The organism is Burkholderia sp. PU8-34, from assembly GCF_053427725.1.
Map to the genome: position 1 here is coordinate 182,271 of NZ_JBSAXC010000001.1, position 26,997 is coordinate 209,267.

Here is a 26,997-nt window from a genome sequence, read left to right on the forward strand (position 1 = left end):
TCAAGACTCTCCGGGCCACCAAGGTTTGGCTTGCTGCATCGGTTTATCGATGAGGTACACGTCGAGATCCTTGCCGATTAACCATTTCGGGAGTGCGCCTCGGCCAGACCACGATTTTCCGGACGAAGAATCGTAATACTTGGCAGGCAACTTTTTTGGACTTTCTTTAACAAAGCCACCAGCCTTCAAGAGCTCCAATTCGGTGATCCCGTATTCCTTCACCTGCTCTCGAATCGCCGCGAGCACGGCCGCTTTCTCTTTCCGCTTGGCATCGTCCAGTAGCATGTTGACGTGGCCGAGCTGCTGTTGCAATGCTTGAATCGTAGTCTTTGTCATTGAGGAAAGTTCATCAAAACAATGGGATGTCTATAACCGTGCTTGTCGAATCCAGTGGCGATCTATAAGCGACGCAGTGGCGGCAGCCTGCGCGGGCTTTCTCGAATTGGCAAGTGGGAACAACTACTGTCACGGCAACCCCTAGCGCTCCGCAAAGGCCACGGCAGCCCGCTCCACATGTTCAGCCTGTCCGTTCAACAGGGCTTCCAGCGGGGTGCGGTTGCCCAGTGAAGCCTTCGGGCTCGTGAAAAATTGCCATTTGCTCCATCCCGGCAGACTGCCCAACCGCTGTGTGACCTTTCCTAGCGTCTTGCGGTCAATATCACCCACCAGATAAAACGCCGGATAGTACTGGCTGGCGCCAACGTCAACCGTGAAGATTCGACCGGATGCCACGGCCTTACTTAGCGCTTGGCGGATCATACCCAAACTAGCCCAGATTTGGGCAGCGGGCAGCAATTTACCGTCAGTGACCAGAGATTGCCGTTCAGACACAATTTGGCCCTCTGCCTCAATGACGCACATGTCTGCGGACGCGACCGACTTGCCGCGTCGTTTTGTGTGGCCGGATCTTCTTGTGCCACGTGCAGTTGACGAAGTGCCCTCAAAGGTTACCCTGTCCGCAAGGCCAATGACCTGAGAGATGCCGAGCTTGAACAGGTAACCCGACTGTTCATCAGACAGCTTGAGCAGTGCCCGCACCCGCTCAGAGCCAAGCAAGGTTGCAGCACCGATCGCGCTACGCAGCGCTTCTTCAGCCCCTACATCGAGGGCTAGCAGTGGGTTCTCAAATGCATGTGCAGGCTGACGCGTTGTCGCAGCCATGCCCAACTGTAACGGAGGCACCAGACCACACGCACCTGCTCCGCTGGCCGCCGACTGCCTCGAGATTTTCGATACCGGCCGTACGCTCGTCGCATCGTTAGGCGTACCGCTGTTTGAGCGGCTCGGCAACCGCGAGTCGGTCAAAAAAGCGCAGGCCGTGCTGTTCTGCAAGCGGTCAAACACTGCCGCGTCAGGCTACTACACCGACGAAGGATTCGTGGTGCTGCGCGGCTCAATCGGCAAAGCCGAAATCGGAAAAGGATTTCAAAATCACTCGTTTGCGAGGCTGCGGGAGGAACTGTTACAGCAGCAGAAAATCTCCATCCATGATGGCGTCTTGGTATTTGACCAAGACGTATTGTTCACGTCGCCGAGCGGAGCCTCCGCAGTTGTCTGTGGGACTGCGTGCAACGGCTGGCCGGACTGGAAGGACCAGCACGGTATCACCCTGCATGAACTTAAGCGTAAGAATGAAATCGACCACGCTTCTTGAATTCTTCGAGCGGCGGCTTAGCAATATCAGTGCGCTCCCCAAGTGACGCAGCGACATAACGACGTCCCTGTCGACGTCAACGATTTTATCGCTGGCGTCGGCGGATTTCGTGTCGGGAATGAAGGTTGTTGAGACGCTTACAGCCAGAAGTTCCGGGTAGTCGAGCTGGCAATTCCGACACACCGACCGTTTCCCGTGCAAGGCCGGGCTCAAGTGCCCTCAAGTGAACGAAGGTTCAAGTCATCGATTCGTATAGATTGGCCGCATAAATTCCACTTTTTGGACTGATGCGACCGCTATTGCGAATACGAATTTGTCCGTGATGGCAGCATTCGACAGTCCACGGTGCCGAATACACCTCCGCGGCGCACACGTCCTAGAAAGCTACGTGTCCTTCGAGACGTTCAGCCAGATCAGGCATTAACGTTAGCCCAGTAAAAAGTCTGCCCAGGCATGCGCGTATGCGCGGCCGTGGCCGGGAATAGCGGACCCGGCGCGGTTGTTCCTGAGGAAGGTCCGTGCAGGCTCTGGTGTTTCATCTAGCAGCACATATCGCACGCCATCATCGCGCACTTGCACGCGCAAATCTGGAAGCGTCGGGCGGCGCGGGAGTTCCTCTTTGCCGTCATTTAACGCGGCAGAGATGCAGCGTGCTACCAAGTGCCACACCGAGGCGGACCATCTCGGATAGCTACAAACGTGTGCTGTGTCACCGACATCGCCGAGTAGTTCTTCTCGCAGGCTCACCTCGTAATCCGCCAACTCTCCCGAGCGAATCCTACATATGTCGCCGCTCGCGATAAGACGTTTGCGGCTTTCCCGCCCCTCGCGCCATAGTTCTACCGTTATCCGAAGCATTCATTTCTCCCTGCAAAGGAGGCTAACCTTGGACTCAAATAGAGGCGAACTCTCGCGTCTTAAAAACCCCTACACTCAGGATTCTTCAGCCCCTTTTCTGTATCATGGCGAGTTCGTATTCGGCTTAACTAGTAGGTAGTTGGCTGCTGCTTGGCAAGGCTCACATCCGATCTTTCCACTATTGCAGCCGATTTCATTTGGCCTTCAGATTTTGCGCCAAAGATTGAATAGCCCCGCGAAGCTACCTATCGATTTACCTTGCCAGCGGGTCAGCCCATATTAGGGGGAGAGCCGTGGCCGATAGTGATAGGTCGCTGACAGTTGGATAATGTCTCAGCAATGACTCCGCTCGCAGGCGAACGCCGCTCAAATCAGCAGAACTGGTGGCAGATGTCAGCTCTTCCAGAAACTGTCGTGTTCGCAGTACTGCCCGAGTACGTTCGATGGGAATAGTCATGCTCTCGTCCGATAATTGAGGTTTGCACAGGCTAGTTGACGTCGAACCGACAGGCTCACGATACAGCGCTGTTTAGTCCGTACGCGGACATGTTCACGCTCGTCATACGACCCTGTACTTCTAGGCCATCTTCCATCGAAGCAAAGTGGCAGAAATGCGTACTACCATCACATCGCGAATCAGTTGACGACGCCACGGCGAGGCTCTGGCTTCAAACTCGTCAGGATCATTCATTGGCCCAGGTCATTTTGACACGCTATCCAAGCGCAACCAGGCCGAGATCTTCATGACCTTACCAGACGGAAATTTCCCAGTTTTTCGCCCAGCAACACAACTGACACCGAGCTGGTCTCCACCAAGGAGTACGAGTTGTCACGCACCTCTGCCTCGCCAGGGTAAAAAGCCTCGTATGCGCCGCCCCAACAATCGCCGGCTTCATGAATCCATGGTGCCTCTGGCACGAGCACCTCTCTGAGTGCGCCACCGTCGTCGTAATCCGCATACTGTGGATAAACCAGAACGATTGCCTCCCGATCTACGCTTGACAGCAGCGCTATCAGTTCACCGACCTTCATCTCCACTCCCTCCCGACGACTCCTTGCCAAGATCCTTCCGCCGCTCGATCTGACGCCCGCGTTGACTCCGCACGTCTTGTAAGAAGCCAGTCTTGCTTTGGTATACAGCCTCGAGAAACGCCGACTGAATCATGTGGCCGACTTCCCAGCTCGGGCTGGTCAGGAGATCGACAATATGTCTCGGTGGCAAATTGCTCATATGTTGTGCCATGCAGCGTAGAGCCACGTCCACAGCAGGGCTGATGTTCGCATTGGCGTGTCGCGCCACATGTCCAGCTTCCACAGTTTGCTTCGATGGAGACCTTGACCGATCAGCCACGCTCACGCGGCGTTGTTTGCAAGCCATAGTTCAAACTCCCTCCGCATTTCCGTTGCGCCCAAGCCCTCTTGCGGATTAGTCAGCAAAAATCGGCGCTCGTATTCCAGCGGAACTCCAAGTGCCCTGACATCGATGGCGAGCCAATCGCGAGATCCCGTCTGCCGGATGTGTCGGCAAATGACCCAGGACCGGTCGGAACTGCTGCGCAACTCTCGGAGTCTCGCTCGGACGCTCATCGTGTTATCAATCACGCGGTGCTGGAGCTGCGGTGGCTGGAAATTCACCTTAGCTGGCGCACACGCTGACAGGTCGAGGTGAAGTGGCTCCGGGAAGTGACGCAGAAGTCCACGCGCACGACTGCGAAAGCCGTTAAGGCAGACACTTTCTCCCCGGACTGCCGGGAACAAGTTCCGCCGTCACATCCGTCCACGTAGCAATTTGCCTGACCCTCGTCACCCAATTCCATACGTATTCCGCGTCAGCGTCATACCCACCCGCTCCGATAAGTTGGTATCGGCGTCCACTTGCCGTTAAGGCGGTCCGTAGCACGGAATCAAGGCATGTGACTTCAGTGCTTACGCGACCATGCTGTGAGGCAATGTCGAACCCGACAAGGTGGAGAGCGCCTTGGTCGGTCTTGCGAACAGACCATCGCTCAAGGAAAATCTCTGGTTCATCCGCGACCGAGCTAGTCCTGAAGATAGGCATCACTGTTCCTCAGATCGATTTTCTTGACGACAATTCCACGGGCTCACACATTGCTCAAGCACGTGCGTTCGCAGCAAGATCATTTACCAAGTCCGGTATTGACGTCTGTTTCTCGGTTAGTTAGCGCGGTTGCCGAATAGCGCATACAGCGTACGCGCTACCACTTGACGCTTCCACGGATTGAGAAAACACGCACTGCTGCCAAGTGCTTCCTTCATTTCATCTAGGCTTGGTCGTGTTCCGAGTGCCCTAAACTGCTCAGCCAGCTCGAGAACAGAACGCTCAAACGCTGCCTTTTTCTTTCGAGATTCCTCGGCCACATGCACCGCATAGGCTAGCGACAGCCTCGATGCCAGCGCCGGTTCGCGGCGCCAAATCACGGCCGGGTCGACACCCAAACGGACAGCTACACTGCGAACGGAAGCACCTGAAGGCTCAGCGAAGGCTGCCTCAAGCGCTCGTCGAAGCTCCTCATATCCTAGTCTTCGCCGATGCCTTGCCCGGTAGAGGTCGAACTCGGCCTCCTCCAGAGCCGTTTCACAATCGAATTGGGCGGTCGCAAAAATCTGTTCGGCGGTCGCGCCCGTGACGCAAGCGGCGCGAAGAAACAGGTTCAGTGGAGCCGGCGCCGCCCCCTCCAAATACCGGTTCACTTGTCTCGGGCCATGTCCTATCGCCTTGGCCATCACGCTGCCGCGGCCACCGAAGAAAACATCTCGCAAAGCCTGCACCGCCAGATTCGACGGCAAGAGTTGAGACTCGTCAAGTGCGCACGAAAGCGTCAGCATCTGCTCACAGAATTTGGCGGCGAACGTCTCCATCTCACCAACGTTCCGTTCGGCATCGTCCACGTCCTCACGCCCCATCCACGCACCACAGTACCGGCAACATCCAACGCGCGCCGTCGCGGAAAATGTGTGTTGCCGACCTCTACCGCACACCGGGCAATTGCTAGTGAGTCGTACGCCGTGACCGGCACAAACATCGACCTCGCGTAACCGCCATACGAGCGGTTCATAGACAATTCCCTCCTGCCGCCTCATCTCCTCGAGGCATAGAGGACACCACGCGCGAGAATCCCGAGCCAATCCTCGAGGTGCAAGAACGTCGCGCCAAGGTAGCAACGTGCACTTACGAAGGTCGCCGCGGCGAGTAAGCCGATTCAGCGCATTCGCCCACTCCTCGGCCGCCCTGAGCGTACCGTCAATGATCGATCCCTTTTTGATGGTGACGCGTTGTGGTAATACCTGTCCCTCGAAGAAAAGAGGTACGACCATAGATCGGTAGAAGTCGATGAAGCAGACCGAGTGTCGCTCTGCGCAGCGAAGTGCAAAGCTACTGAGTTGTTCCACTCGCCCTCCACTCACCCCTTGGGGAGAAAAGTTCATACCCTACCTCCCACCGTATGTACTATAAAACATGATATGCGATGAATTTGAGAAATCAAGACGTGTGTCAAAGCTACGGGCTCAATTCGATGCTTGACAACATCACGTTTTATAGTACGCTAATGATAGAGTTTAATCCGTCGTGCACAAACGCGAAAATTTTTACTTTAGCCACCGTGAGCTAAATAGGATTCCTATGTTAATTTATGAAGACTGAAATGGTAATCCAGATAGCATCTGACCTGCATCTCGAGACAAGGCGGGGTAAGAAGTGTCCACAATCAATCGTTGACCCAACCAACGCAGATGTTCTGGTACTGGCTGGTGATAGGGGCGTCACCACACAAGTCCGCCGTCGCGCTGACAGAACGGCCTTCGAATGCTTGCTTCTGGCGAAGGGAGTGTGGCTGTGTTGACCTGCTCTCGACATTGTTCAGCCAAGCGACTTCGGCCGCATTTTGGTTCTGTGGGCGTTAGACGACAGACTGACACTCTCGGGATATCGATTCGACGCGTAACTACACGAAGACATCTGGGCCGCGTCGGTGATTGCGCAAAGTCATCAGCCAGTCGAATGGGATGAAGACGAGCCAGATGGTCGTGAGGTCCTCGAGTACCTCGACTACATAGACTATGATCAGATTCGTCGACACCCCGAGAAGCCGGGGGGGGCGATCCAGGGGATTAACCGTTGAAGCAAGTTTTGTTACGACAAGAACTAACCTTGGCAAGCTACGATAGCATTGTTACGCCTGCGTTCCGTAGAGGATTGAAAGCAAGACTCGATGGCCAAACATAATGCTGAGCTTGCGCTCAAGGATTGAACGCCTCCAAGTGTCCGAGATGCAACTGCCTCCAAAGACTTCCTGGATTCCTGCAATTGTCGGAAGAGCGCCTCCCTTTTGGCACCCGGTCAGATACCTCTCGAGCGCGGCTTCAAAGGCATTACGGCTTCCCGCTGTTGACTGAGCCAGGTCGCTGTCAACCAGCTCTGCTTGTTGTCGGCACGTACGCCGAGCGAAGGAAAGCGATTTCAACCCATCCGACATGGCATCCTTGCTCGTGGGAGCGTCGTCTGGAACCGAAGCGCCGGGATCTTCCTGCTGCGTAGCCCGGCCACTACGTGTATCGAGGACAGTATCGCAGCAAGGTACATCTCCGTCGACGCCAAACAACTGCCGGGCGGAGAGATTACAAGAGATTGCAATATTAAGCAGCATGCTTAGCGAAACGCGGTCTGCGTTTCGCTCGGCCCGTTCGAGGTCGTCGACGGTTGTTCGCGCGATTCGAGCCATCGCCACTTTGGAGCCTTTAAAATATGCCTCCCTTAGATTTCGGATCAATAGTCCCGAGGAACAATCCGGCGGGCATCCCCCGCGAACACCGAGCTGCAGAATGTCGGCAATCAAACGCGCACGGCGCAGCACCACCTCAGCCACCTGAGGAGACTCAGGACGGGCCCCCGATCTCCACAGTTCACCGCCGCATTCGTGGCAACGTCCGGCCTTACCAAATTCGGAGATATACGGCTGACGATCCCGGCCGCAATGTGGACAACGCCCAACGAGTGGGGCGCGATGTACAGGACATCCTCCCATCTCTCTTAGACGCCATGCCAATAATTCGTGCACGGGTTCGCCGCGTCCCGACATTTCTCGAAAGCAATCAGGACACCAAGCTCGATGAGCTTTCAATAGTCTCTGGGCAGAAAGGATACCTCCCCAAGGCAACAATGTGGCACGGCGAAAATCGGAACACCCAAGGTACTTACCTAATGCGGCAGACCATGCCTGCGCGGCTCCGCCCATTCCATCGATCTTGTCGCGGCAAGGCAAGTAAACTCGCCGTGGAGGGCGAGCATTCTGATACATGAAGGGAACGAGGATGTCAGCATACAGTTCAATGACCGCGACTGACATGGAATCCGCCAATCTCATCGAAAGACTCCCCAGACTCTCGATCCCACCACACGAACCCAGTTGATTGATCATGGCACTCTCCACTATACCGCACTGCTAACTATATATAACATGTTCCTGGGAGGGAGGTTCTATTTTTCAGAGTAGAAGTTACCCATGCATCTCACTAGCCGCATCTAACTAAATGAAGATCATTCAGTTTGCATCAGATCTTCACATGGATCGACCGGGAGTCGAGAGGGGCCTGACGCGACATGTGAATAATATCGGCGCTGACGTCTTGATTCTAGCGGGCGATATTCACCTGCTCTCGGAGATCAAAGATATATGCTCGCTGTGGGACGGGCAGGTGGTTTACGTGCACGGCAACCATGACCTGCATGGTTCGGTCTATGAGGATGCCGTGAGGGACCTCAGACAATCTTGCACCGATACGAACGTCCACTACCTTGAGCGAGGCGAATGGATTTATGAAGGCGTCCGCTTTCTCGGCTGTTGCTTGTGGACCGACTACAAGCTCGCCGGCAGGCGAAAATCGGATTTCGAGCAAGCAACTTCGCGGGCCTCTACGTTCTATCGCTCGGACGGTCGCTACTTTACGGCGCGAGATGAATTGTTGGAGCATCGAGCGTCGGCACGCTGGCTTGAGTCGAAGCTTTCGGATCCGTTCTCGGGGAAAACTATTGTGGTGACGCATCACGCGCCGCATCCGTTCTCGTTGCCAGCGCGATATCTCAATACCCCTGCTGCAGGATCTTACGCCAGCGACCTTTCACGTCTTGTCTCTCGCGCAGACATCTGGGTACACGGACACGTGCATTGCCGAGTTTCCTATGACATCGCTGGATGCAGGATACTTGCAAACCCTTCTGGAGGCGTACGGGGTCACTCATCAACTGCCCCCGAAGGGATGATTTTCTGCAACCCAGAGTACAATCCATCTGCTAGATTTAGAATATGAAGTTACTGGGGATGACTTCTCGAATTGCGTTTTCCCACTCTCTGCCAAGGATACGTGAAAGCGAGACGACGAAAAGGAGAGCGTGGCATGCACTCAACTTTCTCCCATTGGGCACGTATCACCTCAGTGGCCCATCCTTTTGTAATCCGCCTTCCAAATCTTTCACCAATTCTCCGGTAGGACGGGTAGATATTCTCGGCGATCAGTTCCCAGAAGATGAGGCGAACCCTTGACCGATCCCGCTCAGATCTTTTCCCTATCCTTTCTCGTTCTTGGATCGCGCGCGCCTCACGGGCCTCCAGCAAAAGATGCGGAAGATGTGTTCGGACGTAAGTTATCGACGTCTTTGCCTCAATTGCAACGGCTCGGATACTGATGACGCTCAGCTTCCTCAAAGCGGCACGCCATCGCTTCTCTACAGCTCCCTCGTCGGAAAGCCTCTTTCGGTAGACAAGTCTCGTTACTGGGCGAAGCGCGGCCAGTGTTTCCCCCTTGCGCAAGACGACTTCATCGAGGTCCTTTGAGAACACCTCTGCCAGTCGCAGGTAATGCTCTAACTTTGGAAGATTAGACCCGTATTTCCAATTCCTGATTGTTCGATAACCAACGGCGAGCAACACAGCAACATCCCTTTCCCGCACGACCTCCGGACGGATCAGGTGACCGACGATCTCGGCGGCACTGGCCCGCGTTCTACTGATTTCCGGTAAAGATATGACGAGTCTACATATCTGTTCGCCACGTGCCATCTCAGTCGCGGTCGCGTCCTCCAGCTTCGACTCACTTTCTTTACCCAGCCAGGCTCCGCACCAAGAACAGCATCCTACCCGCGAATACGCACCGATCGGGGGAACCGTCGCTCGATGGCAGCTCGGGCAACTCGTGAGAAGTCGCACTCCGTGCACGTGGCAAGCCGTGTAACATTGAATTCGCCAAACCAACGGCTCCCATATCCCACGGTTTTTTAGCATGTCGATCAAACAGAGGGGGCACCATCGTAGACACCCGCAAATTAGCTGTTGCTCGCTCGTGAACTCCTTGATGGGGAGCAGCGTCAGGCTCGATGAATTCTTCCTGTCCATCGCCGAATCGAACGCATACACTAGCTCCTGAGTCGGGACATTGAATCCATCCGTACGCGCAAGGACTTGTAAATTTGAAGGAGCCCATCGCTCAGTCCAAATCGCGTTCAAGAAATCACCGGTCGTCACGGATGCTCGCTCGGCGGTACGCTTCACGAGGCTGGTCAGACATTCCAGTGATCCGCTACCTAGCCCCCGGGGGGGTAATGACTTGAATGCATTCATGAGCTCTCCCGCACGTCGTTCCGAATCTTTCTCTTAAACGGATCTCTGACCTTCGAACTCTCCGACTGATCTAAAGGATTATCGACTGCGTCCTTTTGGATATGGGGAGCACTTTCCTTCGTTGCCGCTTGAGCTTCTACGTGACGATGACGTCCTTCGGCCTCTGCGAGTAATTTCTTGGCCGCAGCAATTTGTTCGTCCACCTCCAGGCGCTCAGCTACCGCCCTTTCCAAGGTACTAGGTCTGACCATCTTTGCCAAAACGAGATCAAACATCTCCCACGTGATGGGACCGCGCCGTGAGCTGTCTGCAAGCAACATATTCACAGTCGCAAATAGCACCCCGCTTCTTCCGTCTATGCTAGTGACGATCTCCTCGGTATGCGACGTCAACGCCCCCGGAACACAGAATTCCTCACCCAATATCTTCTCCGTCATCCTGAGTGTCGAACGGAACCCGCGAATGCCGTTCAACCGAGCAGGAATACCTGAATCTTGCCGGTTCTCTGACGCAGATTTTTCCTCTTTAACGTAGGCTTCGAATGGTATCAAGCGAGTTCGAAGCTCAAACTGCAAACTCAATTCCATGATATTCAGAATATCTCCCGTCCCGATTATGACTATCGGTTGGCCACTATCCTCGCTAATGTCCTTGAGACCATGCGCGGCTCTGTTTTGCTGCTTAACACTCAATATTGAAGGTAGCGCGCTAACCTCATCGATTATAAGCGGGGCATTCTCCTCACGCATATTCGTAACCAACGCGCCTAGCCTGGCACGCTCATCGTATTCGACCGACGCAGGGCGCCTCCGTTTGACGGCGCCTTTCGTGATGTCTTCATAGACGACCTTCGCGTCTATCAAAGGCTCCTTCGCGTCCCTGAGAGCTCTTGTCGCGCCCAGATACCAATTCATTTGGCCCTTACCATTTGGCTCCGGGACTGAGAAGCTAAAGGAGCCACGATTTTCACCAATTCTCCTCGCGCGCGCTTCAAGCAATCCGACTATACTCCGGCGCAGCGTGGTTTTCCCGATACGTGCTGGCCCCATAACAACAATGATTTGATCTGCATTCTCGCTTTGGAGAGCATCGAGGACCTGTTGCACTACATCGTGAAATACAACATGATCAACGATGCCGTAACGAAGTTCACGCGTCTTCCGATGGACATCATCGGCAACCCATACGTATTTGTCGTACATACTTTCGAAATCGGGCACGTTCGTCTCCGTGGCTTCGCGAATTAGAAAAAATCCAGCTCGTCCCAACCATCATCGTCTCGGTCATCGTCGCGACCCGACTGCGGAGGGCTGGCCCCTTGTTTCCCGGAAGGACGGCCTTCATCTTGAGGACGTGCTCCAGAAGTGTTGGACTCGTCGCTTTGAGCGGTGTCGGCTTTCGCGACAGCTGACTTCGCAGCGGATACCCCATCGTCACGCGATTCCTGTGACCCAGCGTTAGCACCGCGTGCCATATATCCGAAGCCACTGCGGCTTCGCATGTTGCTGACGGTTTCTGCTTTGCCGGCGTCAACATCGAGTTGCTTATCGGTCAACTTTCCGTGACGCAAACGTTCAATCAACTTACGATAAATGGTGCGGGAATCAGAGCGACGTCGAAATGTACCGTCCAGCCGCATCTCCGCAACGATCCCATCAAGCTCGCGCCATGAATAGTGAGAAAACTCCAACATCTTTTGACATAGTCCGGTAATCCAACGGGCGCCCTTACTAGCCTTGCAGTAGATGTACACGCGCGCGGGGTCAATAAGATCTGGTTTGAACTCAACATATTTTCCCACTAGCGCCTTGAGGGAGTTGTCATAGTAGGGAAGATTGCGATATTCAATATATCCACCCGGCTGTACCTGGCGTGTCGTGCCCCTTGAATCGTATGGCATGCAAATGCGCCGGACGTCCTCGGTCATCTCCAGTCGAGTTCGGTATGCGGGCACGCCGTCCTTGTCGACCTCCCCCTCAAGGAGATGTTCGATATGCTCGGACATCGTCAGTTCCCCAGAGTGCGCTGACCTGCTCTCGAACTCCCATTCATAGAAGGCCGCATCCAGAAGCCCCATCAACTGTGTCAGCGTCAAAAGCTCTGGATTCGAACTCTTAAATGCTCGTTCGTATATCTCAATGTTTTTAACCGTTACGGTTTGACCGACCAGCGCCCGCAAATTTCGCAACTCAGTCTGTCGATTCGCAGACTCAACGGCACCGCCGTAGCGCGGCTCATACGGCGGTCGCCATACAATGTTGCACCCTGCCTCTTTGACGATGTTATGAGTCACAATCGAGTGAAACTCCGGGCCATTGTCGACTACGATAAGTGCTGGAAGGAACTTATGCCGGTCGAGACATGCAAATAGGAGCAAGGAGATTGTTCTAGCACTAGGCGGCCAAAAGCAGAGGACATATGCCAGCTTTTCTCCTGTCGCATTATCAATCAAATAAGAAAGCCAAAGAGTCTGATAAATTCGCCTACCGGTTGCAGAGTTCTTGAGGCGAATTGATAGCGGAGTATGGTCCGCGTGTGCCAAGATATATGGCTTGCTGAAACTGTATAGCTTATTCCTATTTATTGGATTAACATGCCCAGCATATTTATATCGAACTGTCCGACCATACATATTTTCGAGGAACACGCTGTTCTTCGCTTCCCGCCAATGCACGCGCGATGTCTCGTAGCTCCACGGATCCAGCCCGCGTTCCTCTGCGACGACGCAAAATTCCTCGTGCATTATTACAATGTTCCAGCGCTTCCCAAGTACGCGTCTCTTATAAACGTCATCCCAAATCTCCTGCAACTCCGGATCAGATGCATTATGCCCTCCACGATCTCTCCACAGGGGAATCATGCCGAGCACCGGGTATTCTGGATACTTCAGCTTTGCGTCGTTATACTGCTTCGACCAGACCGAGAGCGTCAATGCAGTGATCTCCCTGCCTTCGCGTCGGACTCCAGTCTTCCACTTAGCGGGCTCCCTGCCTTCGAGAACATCAATTTTCCACTTCGCAAAGTCGACAGCTTCCTGTGTATTACGTCTACGTGGATCTACGTCGGCGCCTTCGAAGATGATTTCGCCCTTATGTACTTTCAGCACAAATGCGGCTTTCTCGATTTTCTCCAACTGTTTCCCGCACCGCACCTTCCAGAATCCATCTTCTTCCCCATAAATTGCCCATCCGCTTTGCCTATGCCAGATGAATCGCACCCCGATCGCAGCTGAATTTTCGTCGCGCCCGAGGACAGCATTCTCTCGTTGACGTTGGGCCATGAATTCTTTATATGCGTCTTCATCTGCGAAAATGTAAGCGTTAGGGTCAGCGAGACTCCAAGTTTGCACCGGAAACCAGACTTCTTGGTCCACAATCAGTTTATTCAGATCGCTACGACCTAAAAGGCCTGTTTGAATTACCTCCTTTATCGGAAGGAATCGGAATCCGGTGCGAAGCGCCTCCAATAGCTTGTTTGCCGCGACTCGGTCTTTAAGCTCATATTTCCCGGAGAGATATTCGTGGAGGTACAAGGCGTTCGCGTACCAATCGTCGCCGAACTGACCTTTGGTGCAGATGCGGTATCCAAAGCCGAACCTAGCTAGGGCCGCTTCCGTCGGTGGCGACGTCCAGATGCTGCGCTCGGGATCGAACTGATACCTATCAGATCCACGCTTTACCGCTCCCTGGAGCTTGCCCAACGGAATAAAGTCTACAAATTGAATTTTGTCACGCCGAATATCCAGTAAGAATGGCGTAAATGTGGCCCGATGATTTCTAGCATCACGGGATCCCTTATGCGTGATCCCGATTGGCTTCACCCACTGCCAAACCTCGCAGCAAAGGGAGTCACGAGAATCGAGCTCCATCAGCACCGGGAACAATTTTTCTGCGTCCGGACAATAAATCATCCGTTCCGTTTTTCTAAAATAGAATTCTCCTGCCATCTTCCCTTTAACGCGATCCTTGTCGGGGCCAGATGGATCCTCAACGCGCGCACTGAGGACGAGCTTACGTCCCGCATCGGTCACGCCGGTCACACGGAAGATGGCTTCAAGCTCTTCCAACGTCAACATTTGGTTCCCCCTCCGCGATCGAGACACATCGAGCAACGTTGCGTCATTACGTTTTCTTCGACTGAACGTCCACTGTCACCGGAATCGCGCTCCGACAGTAATTCCTTTGCATGCATTCACATACCACTTCTCGGTATTCCGCCTCGCCTTTCTCCTCGTCGACTTCTCATCCGCAAGGGACATCTCCTGCACCAGTACACTATACTTTACAAGCATCACCGAATACCTCAACTGATGATAGAGCCCCGAGAGACAAGGGGAGAATTCCCAGACAACAAATAGCACCATACAGGTCGGATCCCACTTACCACCAACGCCACCATTCTTTTGAAAAAATTTCCGCTTTTTACTAATTGATAAAATTTCAGAAAAAAATCTTCACTTAATTGTTAATTCGTTATCCTATTTAATCAATTTAGCTCAATGAAATTTAACGTACATGAGCCGATATTCCGCGCAAACTTATCAACGCGATGTTTCAATTTGATAACTCGGCGCCCTTTCGTAGTTTTATGTGCGATGCTTGCAAAGGCGTGCCGTCGATCTGCGATTCATACGCAAAGCGTTGACAATAGCTGCCGGGCGCACCCAAATTCTTACAGTGAACAAATGTTTGTTATTCGAACGCGGGCTATTGGGGTAAACGATATCGTCGGGCTGCTCAGCCATTGAAGAGGAAATGGAACAGTACGTTTGTTCCATGGCTTTAATGCGCCCCAGACTGAACAATGCCCCGGCTGGCTACTTCAAGCAGACGGCTTTTCATGTGCCCGAGAAATAGGGCCGGTGAGCGCTAACTTAATCGCCTGTATCGATAATAGGGCCTGAAAATTTGCCCCGCTCAACGCGCCACTTCTTAAACTTATCTCCTTGTAAAGTTAAAAGTTAATCGTCTGTGCGGCCAGTGCGTGAAGGTCACGGCCGCCGAGCGCAAGACGCTGCTCGTCGCGGGCGCCGCGGCCGGCATGACCGCCGTGTTCGGCACGCCCGTCGCCGCCGTGCTGCTCGCCGTCGAACTGCTGCTGTTCGAATGGCGCCCGCGCAGCTTCCTGCCGGTCGCGCTCGCCTGTGCGGTTGCCGGCTTCGCGCGTGCGGTGTTCTTCGGCGTCGACCCGCTGTTTCCGCTGACGACCGCCGCGCCGTCGCCGGTCGCGCTGCTGTCGTGCGTGGTCGCAGGCCTGCTGTCCGGCATGCTCGCGTGCGGGCTGTCGGCTGCGCTCTACCGCGTCGAGGACACGTTCGCGAAGCTGCCCGTGCACTGGATGTGGTGGCCGGCGCTCGGCGCGATCGTGATCGGCATTGGCGGCTGGCTGCAGCCGCGCGCGCTCGGCGTCGGCTACGACGTGATCGGCGATCTGCTGCATCAGCACATCGCGTTGCAGGTGGCGCTCGCGCTGCTGGTCGTCAAGGCCGTGATGTGGGTGATCGCGCTCGGCTCGGGCACGTCGGGCGGCGTGCTCGCCCCGCTGCTGATGCTCGGCGCGGGCCTCGGCACCGTGCTGTCGCCGGTGCTGCCGGGCGGCGATCCGGCGCTGTGGCCGCTCGTCTGCATGGCCGCGACGCTCGGCGCGACGCTCGGCGCACCGCTGACCGCGATCGTGTTCGCGTTCGGCCTCACGCACGATACGAATGCGCTGCTGCCGCTGCTCGCGGCGACGCTCGTCGCACACGGCTTCGCAACCGTCGTGATGAAGCGCTCGATCATGACCGAGAAGATCGCGCGCCGCGGCTATCACATCTATCGCGAATACGGCGTCGATCCGCTCGAGCGGCACGACGTCGCCGAGGTGATGACGCACGCCGACAAGATCGTCACGATCGACGGCGCGGCGACGCTCGCGAACGTCGAAACGGACTACTTCGGCGCGAATCAGACGCACCGCGCGTATCCGGTCGTGCAGAACGGCCGCCTGCTCGGCGTCGTCGATCGCACGCTGCTCGATGCGCAGCGCGCACGGTACACGCCCGATACGCCGGTCGCGAACGTGCTCCCGAATTGCGCGCCCGCGGTCGCGCTCGCGCACGAGACATGCCGGCTTGTCGCGACGCGTCTCGCGGTGCTCGGCCTCGAACGACTGCCGGTCGTCGACGATGCGCAATCGCTGCGCATCACGGGCCTCGTATCGCGCAGCGACCTGATCAAGCCCGCGCTGCAGCACTTCGACGAAGAACACAAGCGCGAGCGCTTCCGGCCGATCGTGCCGGTCAACACGCGCCGCAGGCTCGGTTCGTCGAACGAGGCCGGTTGATCGGATCCGTTCTCTCTATGCTGCCGGCGCCCCGCCGGCAGCGTCATCGATTCGGCACGTTCGCGCGCGTGATCGTGTGTGATCGTGCGTGATCGCCGACGCGAACGATCGCCGCCTGTCCGTCGCCCCGCATTTGAAGTTGCTTGACAGATCGACAAGCGAAAGTTTGTCATCGTGTGCATCATGCGACGGGGCCTTCATTCAGCCGTTCCACGATAACGAGCCGCAGCGCGGCATGCGCACGAATGCCGCACGCCGTGGCCGGCAACCTCCGCAAGCTCGGGCAGCGAGACCATCACGTGACGCGCAGTGCGCCACGACACCGGCATGCGAATGCATCGCATGGCCGATGCGCAGCATCGGATCCACCGTTTGGCAAGCGCCTTAACATCTTGTTTCGGAATCGCCGGAACCCTGCTTGCACGGTGCACTCTCACTTTACGCAGTACTGCTGCGCATCCGGCTCATTCAATCACGACCCGAGGGAGATAACGTGAAATACTTACCGCTCATCGCATTGACCGTCGCCATTTCTGCTCATGCGGCCGATCCGTCGCCTGCCGTGCAAAACGTGGGGCAAAGCCAGAAACCTGCTCAGGAAGTGTCGGCGTGCATCGCGAAGGCCTGGGCAGACAAATCCCAGCAGCAGGTCGTCTCGCAGAACGTGCTCGCGAACGGCCTCGCGACCGACGTCTACGCACCGGGCCAGCAACCGCCGAACGGCGCGGCTGCCATGATCCGCCCGGCGCAGACCGCGAGCGCGAAGACCTGGGTCGGCTTCCGCGGCACCGGCGCCGATGCGGCAGGCGACATCAACGCCTGCCTGTAACGTGCCCGCCGGATGGCCTTGCGCCATCCGCGATGTCACGATGTCACGAGCCCCGCATCGCGCGGGGCTTTTCCTTTTGAACGGCCGGCGCGCTCCACTGCGCGCTGCATCGGCCGGATACCGGCGCGACGCGGCAACGCTCGCGCGCCGACGTCGTCACAGATAGCTGCAGACGTAGTCGAGCGTTTCCAGCACTTCGATGTCGAAGCGGCTCGTGCCCGGCACCGAGAACGACTCGCCTGCGCCGTAGGTCTGCCATTCGCTGCTGCCGTCGAGCTTCACGCGGCACTTGCCGGCCTGCACTTCCATCAATTCGGGCGCGTCCGTGCCGAAGTTGAGCGCGCACGGCAGGATCACGCCGAGCGTCTTGCGCGTGCCGTCCGGAAACAGCACGGTGTGCGATACGCACTTGCCGTCGAAATACACGTTGGCTCGCTTGACGACCGACACATTGTCGAATTGGGTTGCACTGGTCATGTGACGCCTCTGAATGCTGGATGCTGATTTGCGATGTTGTAAGAGTTCGGCCGGCGCTGCCGGCCGGCCGTAATGATACCGGCTCTCGGGCGACACACCGAAACCGCGTGTTGCCCGGATGCCGCCGGCCCGCCAGCGCGGGCTGCAACACGGGTGCGCGCAGCGGGCTACGTCACATGATCAAGATAGCTTAACAATTCGACCGAAGCGTTGAAGCGTTGAAGCGTTGAAGCGTTGAAGCGTTGAAGCGTCGAAGACCGAAGCGTCGAAGCGTCGAATCGCCGGTTCACCTCAGCCCTTGCCGCCGCGCGGAGTCGCGCAGGCAATCGAGCAGCATCGACGCAGCCGGCGTGAGCGGGCTGTCGCGGCGCGTGATGACCTGCACGGAGACGGCCGGCAGCCGCTCGCGGATCGGCAGCACCGCAAACCGGTCGCGCGCCCAGTCGGCGTTCAGCAGTTGCTCGGGCATCGACGCGAGCAGGTCGGAGCCCGTCATCAGACTGTGCGCAAGCCCGAAGCTCGGGCACTCGACGATCCGCGCTGGCACCGGCAGCCCGTGCGCGACGAAACAGTTGAACAGCACTTGCGTCGAGCTTTCCGGCGACGGGTTCATCAGCCAGTCGGCGTCGACGAGATCGGCGAGCGACGTCGCGTTCGCGAGCGGATGCCCCTTGCGCGCGACGATCAGCGACCGGCTCGCATAGAGCTCCGCGTGATCGAACTCGGCCGCGAGCAGTTCGGGCACGACGACTGCCACCGCGAAATCGAGCGAGCCGTCGTGCAGCCGCGGCAGCGCAACGCCCGGGAAGCCCTCGACAAGACTCACGCGGGCAACCGGAAAACGCCGCCGGAACGCCCGGAACGCATCGGGCAGGATCGTCACCGCGGCGGCCGGCGTGATGGCCGCCGCGACGGAACCCGTCATCGCGCCCTGCGCCTGCTCGATGTCGTCGCGCGCGCGCTGCATTTCGGCGACGATCAGCCGCGCGCGCACCTGGAGCTGCTGGCCGAAGCCGGTCAGCTGCACACCGCGCGCGGTGCGCACGACGAGCGACACGCCAAGCGCGATCTCCAGTTCCTTGACAGCCTTCGTCAGTGCCGCCGGCGACACGTTCAGGCGGCGCGCGGCCGCGCGGATGCTGCCCTCCTCCGCGACGGTGACGAACGCTTTCAGCTGATGGTATTTCATGGCAACGCGTGTGATACGGGATAACCCGGATGCATCTCGCGGACACCCGGTCAGGGTGTTCCCTAGCGGCAACCGGTGGTGAGCACCAAAGCAATTTATCAGCTTATGGTGCGCGAAAGAAATTTATATGCTTCGACGTCATATGCGCGTCAAACGCCCCACCGGCCCCACAGGAGACACCATGCCGCAAGCCGTGAACCCCGTCATCCCCGGCATCGCCGCGATCGCGCCCGAGCTGATCGAGGTGCGCCGCCGCATCCACGCTCATCCCGAACTCGCGTTCGAAGAGACGCGCACGAGCGATCTCGTTGCCGAGCTGCTCACCGGCTGGGGTTATGAAGTGCACCGCGGCATCGGCAAGACGGGCGTCGTCGGCGTGCTGCGCGAAGGGCAAGGCACGCGCACGATCGGGCTGCGCGCCGACATGGACGCACTGCCGCTCGCGGAAGCGACGGGCCTGCCGTATGCAAGCCGCCATGCGAACAAGATGCATGCGTGCGGCCACGACGGCCACACTGCAATGCTGCTGTGCGCTGCCCGGCATCTCGCGGCGACGCGCAGGTTCTCCGGCACGCTGAACCTGATCTTCCAGCCCGCCGAGGAGAATTTCGGCGGCGCGAAGGCGATGATGGACGACGGCCTGTTCGACCGTTTCCCGTGCGACGCGATCTTCGCGATCCACAACATGCCGGGCCGCGCGGCGGGCGACATGGCGTTCCGCACGGGCGCCGCGATGGCGTCCGCCGACCGCGTGACGATCACGCTGCGCGGCGTTGGCGGGCACGGCGCAATGCCGCATTTCGCGCGCGACCCGATGTCGGCAGCCGGCAGCATCATGGTCGCGCTGCAGACGATCGTCGCGCGCGAAGTCGACGCACAGCAGGCGGCCGTGATCACGGTCGGCAGCGTGCAGGCCGGCGAGACCTTCAACATCATCCCCGAGACCGTCGTGATGAAGCTGTCGGTGCGTGCGCTGAGCGCCGACGTGCGCCAGCTGCTCGCGCGCCGCATCGAGGCGCTCGCGAAAGGCCAGGCCGAGAGCTTCGGCGTGACGGCCGACGTGCAGTACGACTACGGCTATCCCGTGCTCGTCAATCATCCGGAACCGACCGCGTTCGCGACCGGCATCGCGCGCCAGATGCTCGGCGCGGAGCGCGTCGAGGCCGATGCCGCGCCGCTGATGGGCAGCGAGGATTTCGCATTCATGCTCGAGGCGCGCCCCGGCTGTTACGCGTTCATCGGCAACGGGACCGGCAGCAAGGGCGGCTGCATGGTGCACAACCCTGGCTACGACTTCAACGACGACATCCTCGCGATCGGCGCGAGCTACTGGGTCCGCGTCGCGGAAGCCTGGCTCGCGGCCTGACGGCCTTTCATCTCGCAGTCTCGCGTTCATCGGGAGCATCATGGAAACGTCCGCCCTCAACTTCGCCGGCACGCCGGTCGACACGCGCGCCGCCGCAAAGCGGCGCCGTCTGATCGCCGCTGCCGCGGTCGGCAACGCGCTCGAGTTCTACGACTTCACCGTCTACAGTTTCTTCGCAATCCTGATCGGCAAGCTGTTCTTTCCAGTGCATTCGTCGTTCGGCCAGTTGATGCTCGCAGTGGCCAGCTTTGGTGTCGGCTTCGTCACGCGGCCGCTCGGCGGGCTCGTGATCGGCATGTATGCGGACCGCGTCGGCCGCAAGCGCGCGATGATCGCGACGCTGCTGCTGATGGCGCTCGGCACCGCCACGATCGCGGTCGCGCCGACCTACGCGCAGATCGGCATCGCCGCGCCGCTGCTGCTGGTGCTGGCACGCCTGCTGCAAGGCTTTGCGTCGGGCGGCGAAGTGGGCGCGTCGACGACGCTGCTGCTCGAACAGGCGCCGCAGCATCGCCGCGGTTTCTATGCATCGTTCCAGTTCTCGAGCCAGGGGCTCGCCGCGCTCGCGGGCGCGTTGACGGGCGTCGCGCTGACGTCGACGCTGAACGCCGCGCAGCTCGAAAGCTGGGGCTGGCGCGTGCCGTTCGTCATCGGCACGCTGTTCGTGCCGATCGGCTACTGGCTGCGTCACACCGTCGAGGAAGTGCCGGCCGCAACGCCTGCGCCGGCACCGCAGGAGAAGGTCGCGTCGCTGCCGCTCGCCGACGTGCTGCGCCACCACGGCAAAGCCGTGTTCGCGGGGCTCGGCGTGACGATCGGCGGCACGTCGATCCACTACATCATCGTGTTCTACATGGCGATCTACGGCGTGCAGGTGCTGCACCTGCCGACCTGGCTGTCGATGATGGCCGGCTGTGTCGCCGGTGCGATCCTGATGCTCGTGACGCCGATCGGCGGCCACCTGTCGGACGTCTACGGGCGCAACCGGATCGTCTGGTGGACGCGCGTCGTGCTGATGGCCGCGATCTACCCGGCCTTCATCGCGCTGAACCGCTGGCCGGGCGCTGCGTCGCTGCTGTCGATCATCGCGGCCCTCTCCGTCGTGCACGCGATCAACATCGGCGCGACGGGCGCGATGCTCGGCGAACTGTTCCCGCGCGCGGTGCGGGCGACGGGCGGCGCGCTCGTGTACAGCGTCGGTGTCGCGATCTTCGGGGGTTTTGCGCAGTTCTTCGTCACGTGGCTGATCGCGGCGACCGGCAATCCGAATGCGCCCGCGTGGTATGCGATCGGCTGCGGCGTGCTGACGCTGCTTGCGCTGCGGTGCATGGACGAGAAGGCGGGCAAGACGCTCGATTGACCGACCGGCTGTCGCGAGCGATGCAGTAACGTTGGCGGAGGCGACGCGACGGCCGCCATGCCGCCGCGTCGTGCGCGATGTCCCGAAACGGCGGCCGGCGGACGGCGCCCCGGCAACATCGCACGCGCATCAGAAATTATGCATCATCCCGACATACGCACCCGTCTGCGACTCCCCCGCCAGCGGGCTCGTGTTCGGGCTCGCATCGCGCGGTGTCGCGAGCAGCGAGAAGTTCGAGTTGCCGCCGTTGCGCACATACGCGACGGTGCCGTACAGGAACGTGCGCTTCGACAGGTTGTACGTCGTGCCGAGCACGTACATCATCGCGTGGCCCGACGGATCGTGCGACGCATCGCCGCCGCCGTCGCCGACCCTCACGTAGTACCCGCCGCCCGTCACCGCCCATTGCGGATTCGCGACGTAGGTCGCGCCGAGCCAGAAGTGATCGGCGCGATCGGCGACGCCCGCCGGGCTGTCGGGTGCCTGGTAGTGCGTATACGCGCCCTGGATCTTGAACTTCGACACCTTCACGTTCGCACCGACGAAATACTCGCGCGACGCCGTGAAGATGTTGCTGAACTTGCCGTTGTTGTCGCGCAGCTCGTCGTAGATGCCGCGCGCGTCGAGCATCGGCGAGTGGTACGAGATCATGATCCCGTCCGAGCGGCCGAAATCGTCCGGTGCGCCGTAGTTGAATCCGCGCGACTGGTTGCCGAACGCATATTGCGCCTGCACGTCGAAGCCGCCGATCACCGGGCTGTGATATTCGACGTTGTTGCTGGTCTGCTGCCAGTTGCGCCCGCGCACGAGCGACGCCGACGAAAACGCCTGCTGGACGAACGGGTCGAACTCCCACACGCCGTCGCTGTCGATGAACAGGTTACGGCCGGCCTGCAACTGGCCCCACGTGTCGCTCTTCAGGCCGACATACGCGCGGCGCGACCACATCCGGCCGCCGCCCGTCGTGCCGTTCATCACCTGGAACGCGGTTTCCAGGTTGAACACCGACGACAGCCCGCCGCCGAGATCCTCGAAGCCCTTCAGCCCGAACATGCTGGTACCCCAGTCGCCGCCCTCGGCGCTCCAGCGCGTCGCGCTGCCGTTCGGCGTCGCGATGTGGTTCAGGTATTCGACGCCGCCGTCGATCCGGCCGTACAGCGTCACGCTCGTCTGCGCGTAAGCGGCCGCGGGCACCGCCGCCGCCATCAGCAATGCGAAGTGTTTGAATCGCAAGATATTGCCCCCTCTGTGTCTTGATCGCACGACGCGCGCCCCATGCGCGCGCCTGGTCAGCCGCGATCGATCGAAAAACGTCCGGGGCCGGCCGCGCAAAGCGCGAGCAGACCGCCGGCGATCGCGAGGTTCTTGTAGAAATGAATCATGTTGTTCGCCTGTTCGCCGTCCACCATCGACCAGTAGTGGTGGCCGATGATCGCGGCGACGATCGTGTACAGCGCGAGCAGCAGCGCCAGCGGCCGCGTGTAGTACCCGACGAGCAGCGCGATGCCGACGACGAGTTCCATCACGACGGCGATCACGGCCGAGATGATCGGCGCGGGCGCGCCCTCTTTGCCCATGAACGCGATGGTGCCGGAGAAATGCATGAGCTTCGGCCAGCCGAACGCAATGAACAGGATGACGATCAGGATACGGGCAAGCAACAGCAGTACGTCGCGTTGCGACGCGAGAAACGATTGGCGCGGTGTCATGGTGATCGATCAACGAACGCGATGCGCAACGTAGAAGCGCATCCACTTGTCAATGAACCAGGACGGGCGACGGCAATCGCCGCCCGCCCCGCTCTGCAACAACCGCATCGGGCGCCGCCCGATGTGCTGCGCGCCTCCTCTCGTGAAAGTTGGCTGCCCGCCGTCGCGCGCCGCTCAGCGCAGCTTCGCGACGTCCTGCTCGGTCACCTTCGCGGCCGGATTGCCGAACTGCCCGGTCAGGTAGTTCGTCAGCGCGGCGATCTGCGCATCCGACAGCTCATGGCGGAACGCCGGCATCCCGACATCCTCGCTGCCCGCCTTGCGCTGCACGCCGTTCAGGATCACCTGCACGAGGTTGGTCGGGTTCGACGCGCCGACCGTCGAGTTGTGGAACAGCGACGGATAGTAGCCGTCCGGCGTGCCCTTGCCCTGCATCTGGTGGCAAGTCGCGCAGTTGCCGAGATACAGCCGCGCCGGGTCGATGCCCGACGCCGCGAGCGGCACGCCGCGCAGCTTCAGGCCGTCCTCGGCGGGCGTGCCCCAGGTGGAGCGCGGCTGCCTGGCGCTGCTGTCGGCGACGGCCGGCACCGTGCGGATGTACGTCGCGATCGCGCCGATGTCCGCGTCGGTCATCTTCGAGAAGCTGTGCTCGACCGCCTCGGCCATCGGGCCGGCCGCCTGCGCGACGCCCGGCACGCTGCCGGTGCGCAGGTACTGCGCGAGCTGCGCCTGCGTCCAGCCGCCGATCCCCGCGTTCGGATCCGACGTGATGTTGTAGCCGTCCCAGCCCGCGAGCAGCGAACCCGACAGGAAGCTGCCGCCCGTCTCGTCGACCGACTTCTCCTGCATCGCGAAGCCGCGCGGCGTGTGGCACGTGCTGCAGTGCGCGAGGCCCTGCACCAGATATGCGCCACGGTTCCACTCGACGCTCTGCGACGGCTTCGGCTCGTATGTGCCTTCCTTGAAGAACAGCCAGTTCCAGATCTTCAGCGGCCAGCGCATGCTGAGCAGCGCCGGGATCTCGTTCTTCGGCGGCGTCTGCCTGACCGGCTCGACGCCGTGCATGAAGTACGCGTACAGCGCCTTCATGTCGTCGTCGTTGATCTTCGTGTACGACACGTACGGCATCGCCGGATACAGGTTGTCGCCGTTCTTCGACACGCCGTGCCGCACCGCGCGCTCGAAGTTTTCGAACGTCCAGTTGCCGATGCCGGTGTCCGGATCGGGCGTGATGTTGCTCGTGTAGATCTTGCCGAGCAGCGGCACCGGCATCGGCAGCCCCCCCGCGAACGGCTTGCCGCCCTTCGCGGTATGGCACGCCATGCAGTCGCCGGCGACCGACAGGTATTCGCCGCGCTTCACGAGCGCCGCGTCGGCGCCGCTGCCCGTCGCGTCGTCCGCGCGGGTCAGGCCGGGCAGCGCGAGGCAGCCGGCCACGAGGAAGGTGAGAGTTTGTTTCAGCACGGTCAGACTTCCTTCTTCAGCGTGTCCGAGATCCGCAGCGCGAGCGCCGCGATCGACAGCGTCACGTTCACCGTGCCGACGGTCGGCATCGTCGCGCTGCTCGAGATGAACAGGTTCGAATGGTCGAACGTGCGGCAATCCTTGTCGACGACCGAGTCGCGCGCATCCGCACCCATGATCGTCGCGCCGGTGATGTGGTTGTTCGGCGCGAACTCGTCGTTGAACACGACGTCGGTGCCGCCGAGCACCTTCGCGGCCGTCGCGTAGACTTCGCGCGTGTGCACCGCACCGCGCTTCACGTAGTCGTCGATCGCGTAGGTGATCTCCGGACGCGGGATGCCGACCGCGTCGGTGGCCGTCTTGCTCGGCACGATGCGGTTCTCCGGCTGCGGCAGGATCTCGTGGAAGCAGTCGAACTGCACATAGCGCGCGGAGCGGTCGCGGATCTGCGCGTCCAGCTCGGCGGGCTTCAGCAGCTTGCCGGCCTTGAAGATCTTCTGCGTTTCCTGCTCGATCCGCGACATGTTCGACAGGTGGATCTTCTTCGCCGCCTCGGTCGCGCGGAACGGGCCGTCGCGGAAGCCGATCAGCGACGTCATTTCCTGCGGGCCGCGGCCCGGCCACAGCTTCTCGCTCGCATAGAACGACACGCCGGTGCCCGGATGGTCCATCAGGTTGCGGCCGACCATGTCGGAGCTGTTCGCGACGCCGTTCGGGAAATCGCGGTTCGCCGACATCAGCAGGATCTTCGGCGTCTCGATGCCGTTCGCGGCCAGCACGAAATACTTGCCCTCGACGCGATGGTCCGCGCCGGTCTTGTCCTTGTAGATCGCAGCGACGACGCGCTTGTTCGCGCCCGTCTCGAGCTTGTAGACAACCGCGTTCTCGATCAGCTTCGCGCCGGCCTGCTCGGCCTTCTCGACGTGCACGATGCCGTTGTACATCGCGCCGATCGGGCAGATCGGCATGCAGTTGTTGTTGCCGCAACAGGTCGGCCGGCCGTCATACGGGCGGCTGTTGCGCGCGACCGGCTCGGTCACGACGTGGAACTTCGGGTCGTAGTTGTTGAGCGCGGTCTTGATCGTGTGCTCGCTGTACGACAGCGGCAGCGGCGGCATCGGATACGGCTCCTTGCGCGGCGAGTACAGGTCTTCCTCGGGGCCCGGGCCCCACACGCCGAGCTCTTCCTCCGCGCGCTGGTAGTAGTGCTCGAGATCGTCGTACTGGATCGGCCAGTCGCGGCCGACGCCGTACACGGTCTTCATCTTGAAGTCGTTCGGGATGAAGCGCCACGCGGACGCAGCCCAGTGCCACGTCGTGCCGCCCACCGCGCGGATGTACTGCGAGTTGAACTTGTGCTCGCCCTTCAGGATCAGGTAGTCGTTCGGCGGACCGTATTCCGGATGCGGCGCCCACGGGCTCGACGGGTACGGCGCCATGAAATCCATCTTGTCCGGCTGGTTGCGGTAGCGTTCGACGATCTCCCAGCGCGGCATGCGCGGGCCGGCTTCCAACAGGATCACCGACTTGCCCGCCATCGCGAGCTGGTGCGCGACGATCGCGCCTGCGACGCCCGACCCGACGACGACGACGTCGGCTTGTTGTGTATCGGCCATCAGGCTTGCCTCTCGATCGGTTTGTCGGCCCAGAAGCCGGGTTTGTTCGGGCAGTACGTGCGGATCACGAGGGTATCGGATACGACGCCGTACATTAATGCCTCTTCATAGGTAATCACGACGTTGTCGACGACGCCGAGGTACCACGCCTCGAGCATCTTCAGCGCGAGCCCTTCCTGGTCGGGAGTCAGCGTGCCCGCAGACAGCGCACCCGCAAGTTGCGACAGGCCGTCGGCCGTCTTGAACGAGCCCTTCTGCAGCGCCTGCATCAGGCGCTCGCCGATCACGCGGTTCAGCGGTTTCTTGCCGGTCAATGCTTCGGACAGCGTCATGAATGTGTCGAGCTGTGCGGCGGCCGGGTTATCGGCCAGCGCCTTCAGCGCGAGCGAGCCCGTGAGGCCCGCGGCAGTCAACGCGAGTGCGCCCTGCAGCCATTGGCGCCGCGTGATGCCGGCGGCAGCATCGCCGGCGCGACGCGAGTGGGGAGTGTTGTCGTTGTGCATGCTTCCTTCTCTCG

General features: G+C 59.6%; 21 protein-coding genes and 3 pseudogenes. 6 read left to right on the plus strand and 18 right to left on the minus strand.

Translation table 11 applies throughout. The annotated features are described in order from the left end of the window. On the minus strand, positions 1 to 336 hold the full coding sequence (locus tag ACV22Z_RS00775) for an H-NS histone family protein (protein ID WP_448074420.1): 336 nt from the start codon (positions 334 to 336) through the stop codon (positions 1 to 3). A gap of 141 nt (positions 337 to 477) precedes the next feature. Then, positions 478 to 1,161 (minus strand): hypothetical protein, encoded by a 684-nt coding sequence (locus ACV22Z_RS00780; RefSeq protein WP_448074421.1) that lies wholly within the window; start codon positions 1,159 to 1,161, stop codon positions 478 to 480. Between ACV22Z_RS00780 and ACV22Z_RS00785 the strand changes: the two genes are divergently transcribed. Then, positions 1,160 to 1,654, plus strand: coding sequence for a DUF4357 domain-containing protein (locus ACV22Z_RS00785; RefSeq protein ID WP_448074422.1), 495 nt, complete (start codon positions 1,160 to 1,162; stop codon positions 1,652 to 1,654). The two genes, ACV22Z_RS00780 and ACV22Z_RS00785, sit on opposite strands and share 2 nt — an antisense overlap. A gap of 1,111 nt (positions 1,655 to 2,765) precedes the next feature. On the opposite strand, the gene ACV22Z_RS00790 is transcribed toward ACV22Z_RS00785, so the two are convergent. The 5 genes and pseudogenes from ACV22Z_RS00790 to ACV22Z_RS00810 form a co-directional block, all read right to left on the minus strand. Then, positions 2,766 to 2,969 carry a BPSL0761 family protein gene (locus ACV22Z_RS00790; RefSeq protein WP_448074423.1) on the minus strand — a complete coding sequence of 68 codons (204 nt, stop codon included), beginning with the start codon at positions 2,967 to 2,969 and terminating at the stop codon, positions 2,766 to 2,768. 284 nt (positions 2,970 to 3,253) lie between these two features. After that, positions 3,254 to 3,544, minus strand: a complete 291-nt coding sequence (locus ACV22Z_RS00795; RefSeq protein ID WP_448074424.1) for a hypothetical protein — start codon at positions 3,542 to 3,544, stop codon at positions 3,254 to 3,256. A gap of 1,143 nt (positions 3,545 to 4,687) precedes the next feature. Then, the gene (locus ACV22Z_RS00800; RefSeq protein WP_448075172.1) at positions 4,688 to 5,422 is read right to left on the minus strand and encodes a hypothetical protein; all 735 of its coding nucleotides are present in this window, start codon (positions 5,420 to 5,422) and stop codon (positions 4,688 to 4,690) included. 117 nt (positions 5,423 to 5,539) lie between these two features. Beyond that, positions 5,540 to 5,959 (minus strand): annotated as a pseudogene (locus tag ACV22Z_RS00805) (TniQ family protein); the annotation flags it as partial. Positions 5,960 to 6,705: 746 nt separating this feature from the next. Continuing rightward, positions 6,706 to 7,950, minus strand: a complete 1,245-nt coding sequence (locus tag ACV22Z_RS00810; RefSeq protein ID WP_448074425.1) for a TniQ family protein — start codon at positions 7,948 to 7,950, stop codon at positions 6,706 to 6,708. A 112-nt stretch (positions 7,951 to 8,062) separates the two neighbouring features. Here ACV22Z_RS00810 and ACV22Z_RS00815 point away from each other — a divergent pair, with 112 nt between their 5' ends. Next, complete coding sequence (locus tag ACV22Z_RS00815; RefSeq protein WP_448074426.1) at positions 8,063 to 8,839, plus strand: metallophosphoesterase; 777 nt, start codon at positions 8,063 to 8,065, stop codon at positions 8,837 to 8,839. 2 nt (positions 8,840 to 8,841) lie between these two features. Here ACV22Z_RS00815 and ACV22Z_RS00820 read toward each other — a convergent pair whose 3' ends face one another. The 4 genes and pseudogenes from ACV22Z_RS00820 to ACV22Z_RS00835 all read right to left on the minus strand — a co-directional run bounded on the left by ACV22Z_RS00820 (position 8,842) and on the right by ACV22Z_RS00835 (position 14,221). After that, positions 8,842 to 9,588, minus strand: a complete 747-nt coding sequence (locus tag ACV22Z_RS00820) for a hypothetical protein (RefSeq protein WP_448075173.1) — start codon at positions 9,586 to 9,588, stop codon at positions 8,842 to 8,844. Between the two features lie 150 nt (positions 9,589 to 9,738). Further along, positions 9,739 to 10,146, minus strand: a pseudogene (locus ACV22Z_RS00825) (TniQ family protein); the annotation flags it as partial. After that, positions 10,143 to 11,366 carry an AAA family ATPase gene (locus tag ACV22Z_RS00830; protein ID WP_448074427.1) on the minus strand — a complete coding sequence of 408 codons (1,224 nt, stop codon included), beginning with the start codon at positions 11,364 to 11,366 and terminating at the stop codon, positions 10,143 to 10,145. The pseudogene ACV22Z_RS00825 and the gene ACV22Z_RS00830, both read right to left, overlap by 4 nt. Positions 11,367 to 11,389: 23 nt before the next feature. Next, positions 11,390 to 14,221: an integrase catalytic domain-containing protein gene (locus ACV22Z_RS00835; RefSeq protein ID WP_448074428.1), complete on the minus strand. Its 2,832-nt coding sequence runs from the start codon at positions 14,219 to 14,221 to the stop codon at positions 11,390 to 11,392. Positions 14,222 to 15,114: 893 nt separating this feature from the next. Between ACV22Z_RS00835 and ACV22Z_RS00840 the strand changes: the two are divergent. Together ACV22Z_RS00840 and ACV22Z_RS00845 are read left to right on the plus strand one after the other, a co-directional pair. Then, positions 15,115 to 16,470, plus strand: a pseudogene (locus ACV22Z_RS00840) (chloride channel protein); the annotation flags it as partial. A 493-nt stretch (positions 16,471 to 16,963) separates the two neighbouring features. After that, the gene (locus tag ACV22Z_RS00845) at positions 16,964 to 17,299 is read left to right on the plus strand and encodes a hypothetical protein (RefSeq protein ID WP_448075131.1); all 336 of its coding nucleotides are present in this window, start codon (positions 16,964 to 16,966) and stop codon (positions 17,297 to 17,299) included. A gap of 156 nt (positions 17,300 to 17,455) precedes the next feature. On the opposite strand, the gene ppnP is transcribed toward ACV22Z_RS00845, so the two are convergent. Together ppnP and ACV22Z_RS00855 are read right to left on the minus strand one after the other, a co-directional pair. Further along, positions 17,456 to 17,776, minus strand: coding sequence for a pyrimidine/purine nucleoside phosphorylase (gene ppnP / locus ACV22Z_RS00850; protein WP_448074429.1), 321 nt, complete (start codon positions 17,774 to 17,776; stop codon positions 17,456 to 17,458). Positions 17,777 to 18,062: 286 nt separating this feature from the next. After that, complete coding sequence (locus tag ACV22Z_RS00855) at positions 18,063 to 18,965, minus strand: LysR substrate-binding domain-containing protein (RefSeq protein WP_448074430.1); 903 nt, start codon at positions 18,963 to 18,965, stop codon at positions 18,063 to 18,065. A gap of 181 nt (positions 18,966 to 19,146) precedes the next feature. Here ACV22Z_RS00855 and ACV22Z_RS00860 point away from each other — a divergent pair, with 181 nt between their 5' ends. Both ACV22Z_RS00860 and ACV22Z_RS00865 read left to right on the plus strand, forming a co-directional pair. Beyond that, complete coding sequence (locus ACV22Z_RS00860; RefSeq protein WP_448074431.1) at positions 19,147 to 20,331, plus strand: M20 aminoacylase family protein; 1,185 nt, start codon at positions 19,147 to 19,149, stop codon at positions 20,329 to 20,331. A 40-nt stretch (positions 20,332 to 20,371) separates the two neighbouring features. After that, positions 20,372 to 21,691, plus strand: coding sequence for an MFS transporter (locus tag ACV22Z_RS00865; protein ID WP_448074432.1), 1,320 nt, complete (start codon positions 20,372 to 20,374; stop codon positions 21,689 to 21,691). A 129-nt stretch (positions 21,692 to 21,820) separates the two neighbouring features. Here ACV22Z_RS00865 and ACV22Z_RS00870 read toward each other — a convergent pair whose 3' ends face one another. From ACV22Z_RS00870 to ACV22Z_RS00890, 5 genes are all read right to left on the minus strand, one after another. Then, complete coding sequence (locus ACV22Z_RS00870) at positions 21,821 to 22,924, minus strand: porin (RefSeq protein WP_448074433.1); 1,104 nt, start codon at positions 22,922 to 22,924, stop codon at positions 21,821 to 21,823. Between the two features lie 56 nt (positions 22,925 to 22,980). After that, positions 22,981 to 23,400, minus strand: coding sequence for a DoxX family protein (locus ACV22Z_RS00875; protein WP_448074434.1), 420 nt, complete (start codon positions 23,398 to 23,400; stop codon positions 22,981 to 22,983). Positions 23,401 to 23,574: 174 nt separating this feature from the next. Beyond that, positions 23,575 to 24,864, minus strand: coding sequence for a c-type cytochrome (locus tag ACV22Z_RS00880; protein WP_448074435.1), 1,290 nt, complete (start codon positions 24,862 to 24,864; stop codon positions 23,575 to 23,577). A 2-nt stretch (positions 24,865 to 24,866) separates the two neighbouring features. Next, positions 24,867 to 26,480, minus strand: a complete 1,614-nt coding sequence (locus tag ACV22Z_RS00885; protein ID WP_448074436.1) for a GMC family oxidoreductase — start codon at positions 26,478 to 26,480, stop codon at positions 24,867 to 24,869. Continuing rightward, complete coding sequence (locus tag ACV22Z_RS00890; protein WP_448074437.1) at positions 26,480 to 26,983, minus strand: sugar dehydrogenase complex small subunit; 504 nt, start codon at positions 26,981 to 26,983, stop codon at positions 26,480 to 26,482. Before ACV22Z_RS00890 ends, ACV22Z_RS00885 begins: the two co-directional genes overlap by 1 nt. Between the last annotated feature and the right edge of the window lie 14 nt (positions 26,984 to 26,997).

Excerpts from the sequence above, each read along its gene's own strand:
- ACV22Z_RS00775 (WP_448074420.1), bottom strand. The coding sequence starts at position 336 with ATGACAAAGACTACGATTCAAGCATTGCAACAGCAGCTCGGCCACGTC.
- ACV22Z_RS00785 (WP_448074422.1), top strand. The coding sequence starts at position 1,160 with ATGCCCAACTGTAACGGAGGCACCAGACCACACGCACCTGCTCCGCTG.
- ACV22Z_RS00780 (WP_448074421.1), bottom strand. The coding sequence starts at position 1,161 with ATGGCTGCGACAACGCGTCAGCCTGCACATGCATTTGAGAACCCACTG.
- ACV22Z_RS00790 (WP_448074423.1), bottom strand. The coding sequence starts at position 2,969 with ATGACTATTCCCATCGAACGTACTCGGGCAGTACTGCGAACACGACAG.
- ACV22Z_RS00795 (WP_448074424.1), bottom strand. The coding sequence starts at position 3,544 with ATGAAGGTCGGTGAACTGATAGCGCTGCTGTCAAGCGTAGATCGGGAG.
- ACV22Z_RS00810 (WP_448074425.1), bottom strand. The coding sequence starts at position 7,950 with ATGATCAATCAACTGGGTTCGTGTGGTGGGATCGAGAGTCTGGGGAGT.
- ACV22Z_RS00815 (WP_448074426.1), top strand. The coding sequence starts at position 8,063 with ATGAAGATCATTCAGTTTGCATCAGATCTTCACATGGATCGACCGGGA.
- ACV22Z_RS00820 (WP_448075173.1), bottom strand. The coding sequence starts at position 9,588 with ATGGCACGTGGCGAACAGATATGTAGACTCGTCATATCTTTACCGGAA.
- ACV22Z_RS00835 (WP_448074428.1), bottom strand. The coding sequence starts at position 14,221 with ATGTTGACGTTGGAAGAGCTTGAAGCCATCTTCCGTGTGACCGGCGTG.
- ppnP (WP_448074429.1), bottom strand. The coding sequence starts at position 17,776 with ATGACCAGTGCAACCCAATTCGACAATGTGTCGGTCGTCAAGCGAGCC.
- ACV22Z_RS00855 (WP_448074430.1), bottom strand. The coding sequence starts at position 18,965 with ATGAAATACCATCAGCTGAAAGCGTTCGTCACCGTCGCGGAGGAGGGC.
- ACV22Z_RS00860 (WP_448074431.1), top strand. The coding sequence starts at position 19,147 with ATGCCGCAAGCCGTGAACCCCGTCATCCCCGGCATCGCCGCGATCGCG.
- ACV22Z_RS00865 (WP_448074432.1), top strand. The coding sequence starts at position 20,372 with ATGGAAACGTCCGCCCTCAACTTCGCCGGCACGCCGGTCGACACGCGC.
- ACV22Z_RS00875 (WP_448074434.1), bottom strand. The coding sequence starts at position 23,400 with ATGACACCGCGCCAATCGTTTCTCGCGTCGCAACGCGACGTACTGCTG.
- ACV22Z_RS00885 (WP_448074436.1), bottom strand. The coding sequence starts at position 26,480 with ATGGCCGATACACAACAAGCCGACGTCGTCGTCGTCGGGTCGGGCGTC.
- ACV22Z_RS00890 (WP_448074437.1), bottom strand. The coding sequence starts at position 26,983 with ATGCACAACGACAACACTCCCCACTCGCGTCGCGCCGGCGATGCTGCC.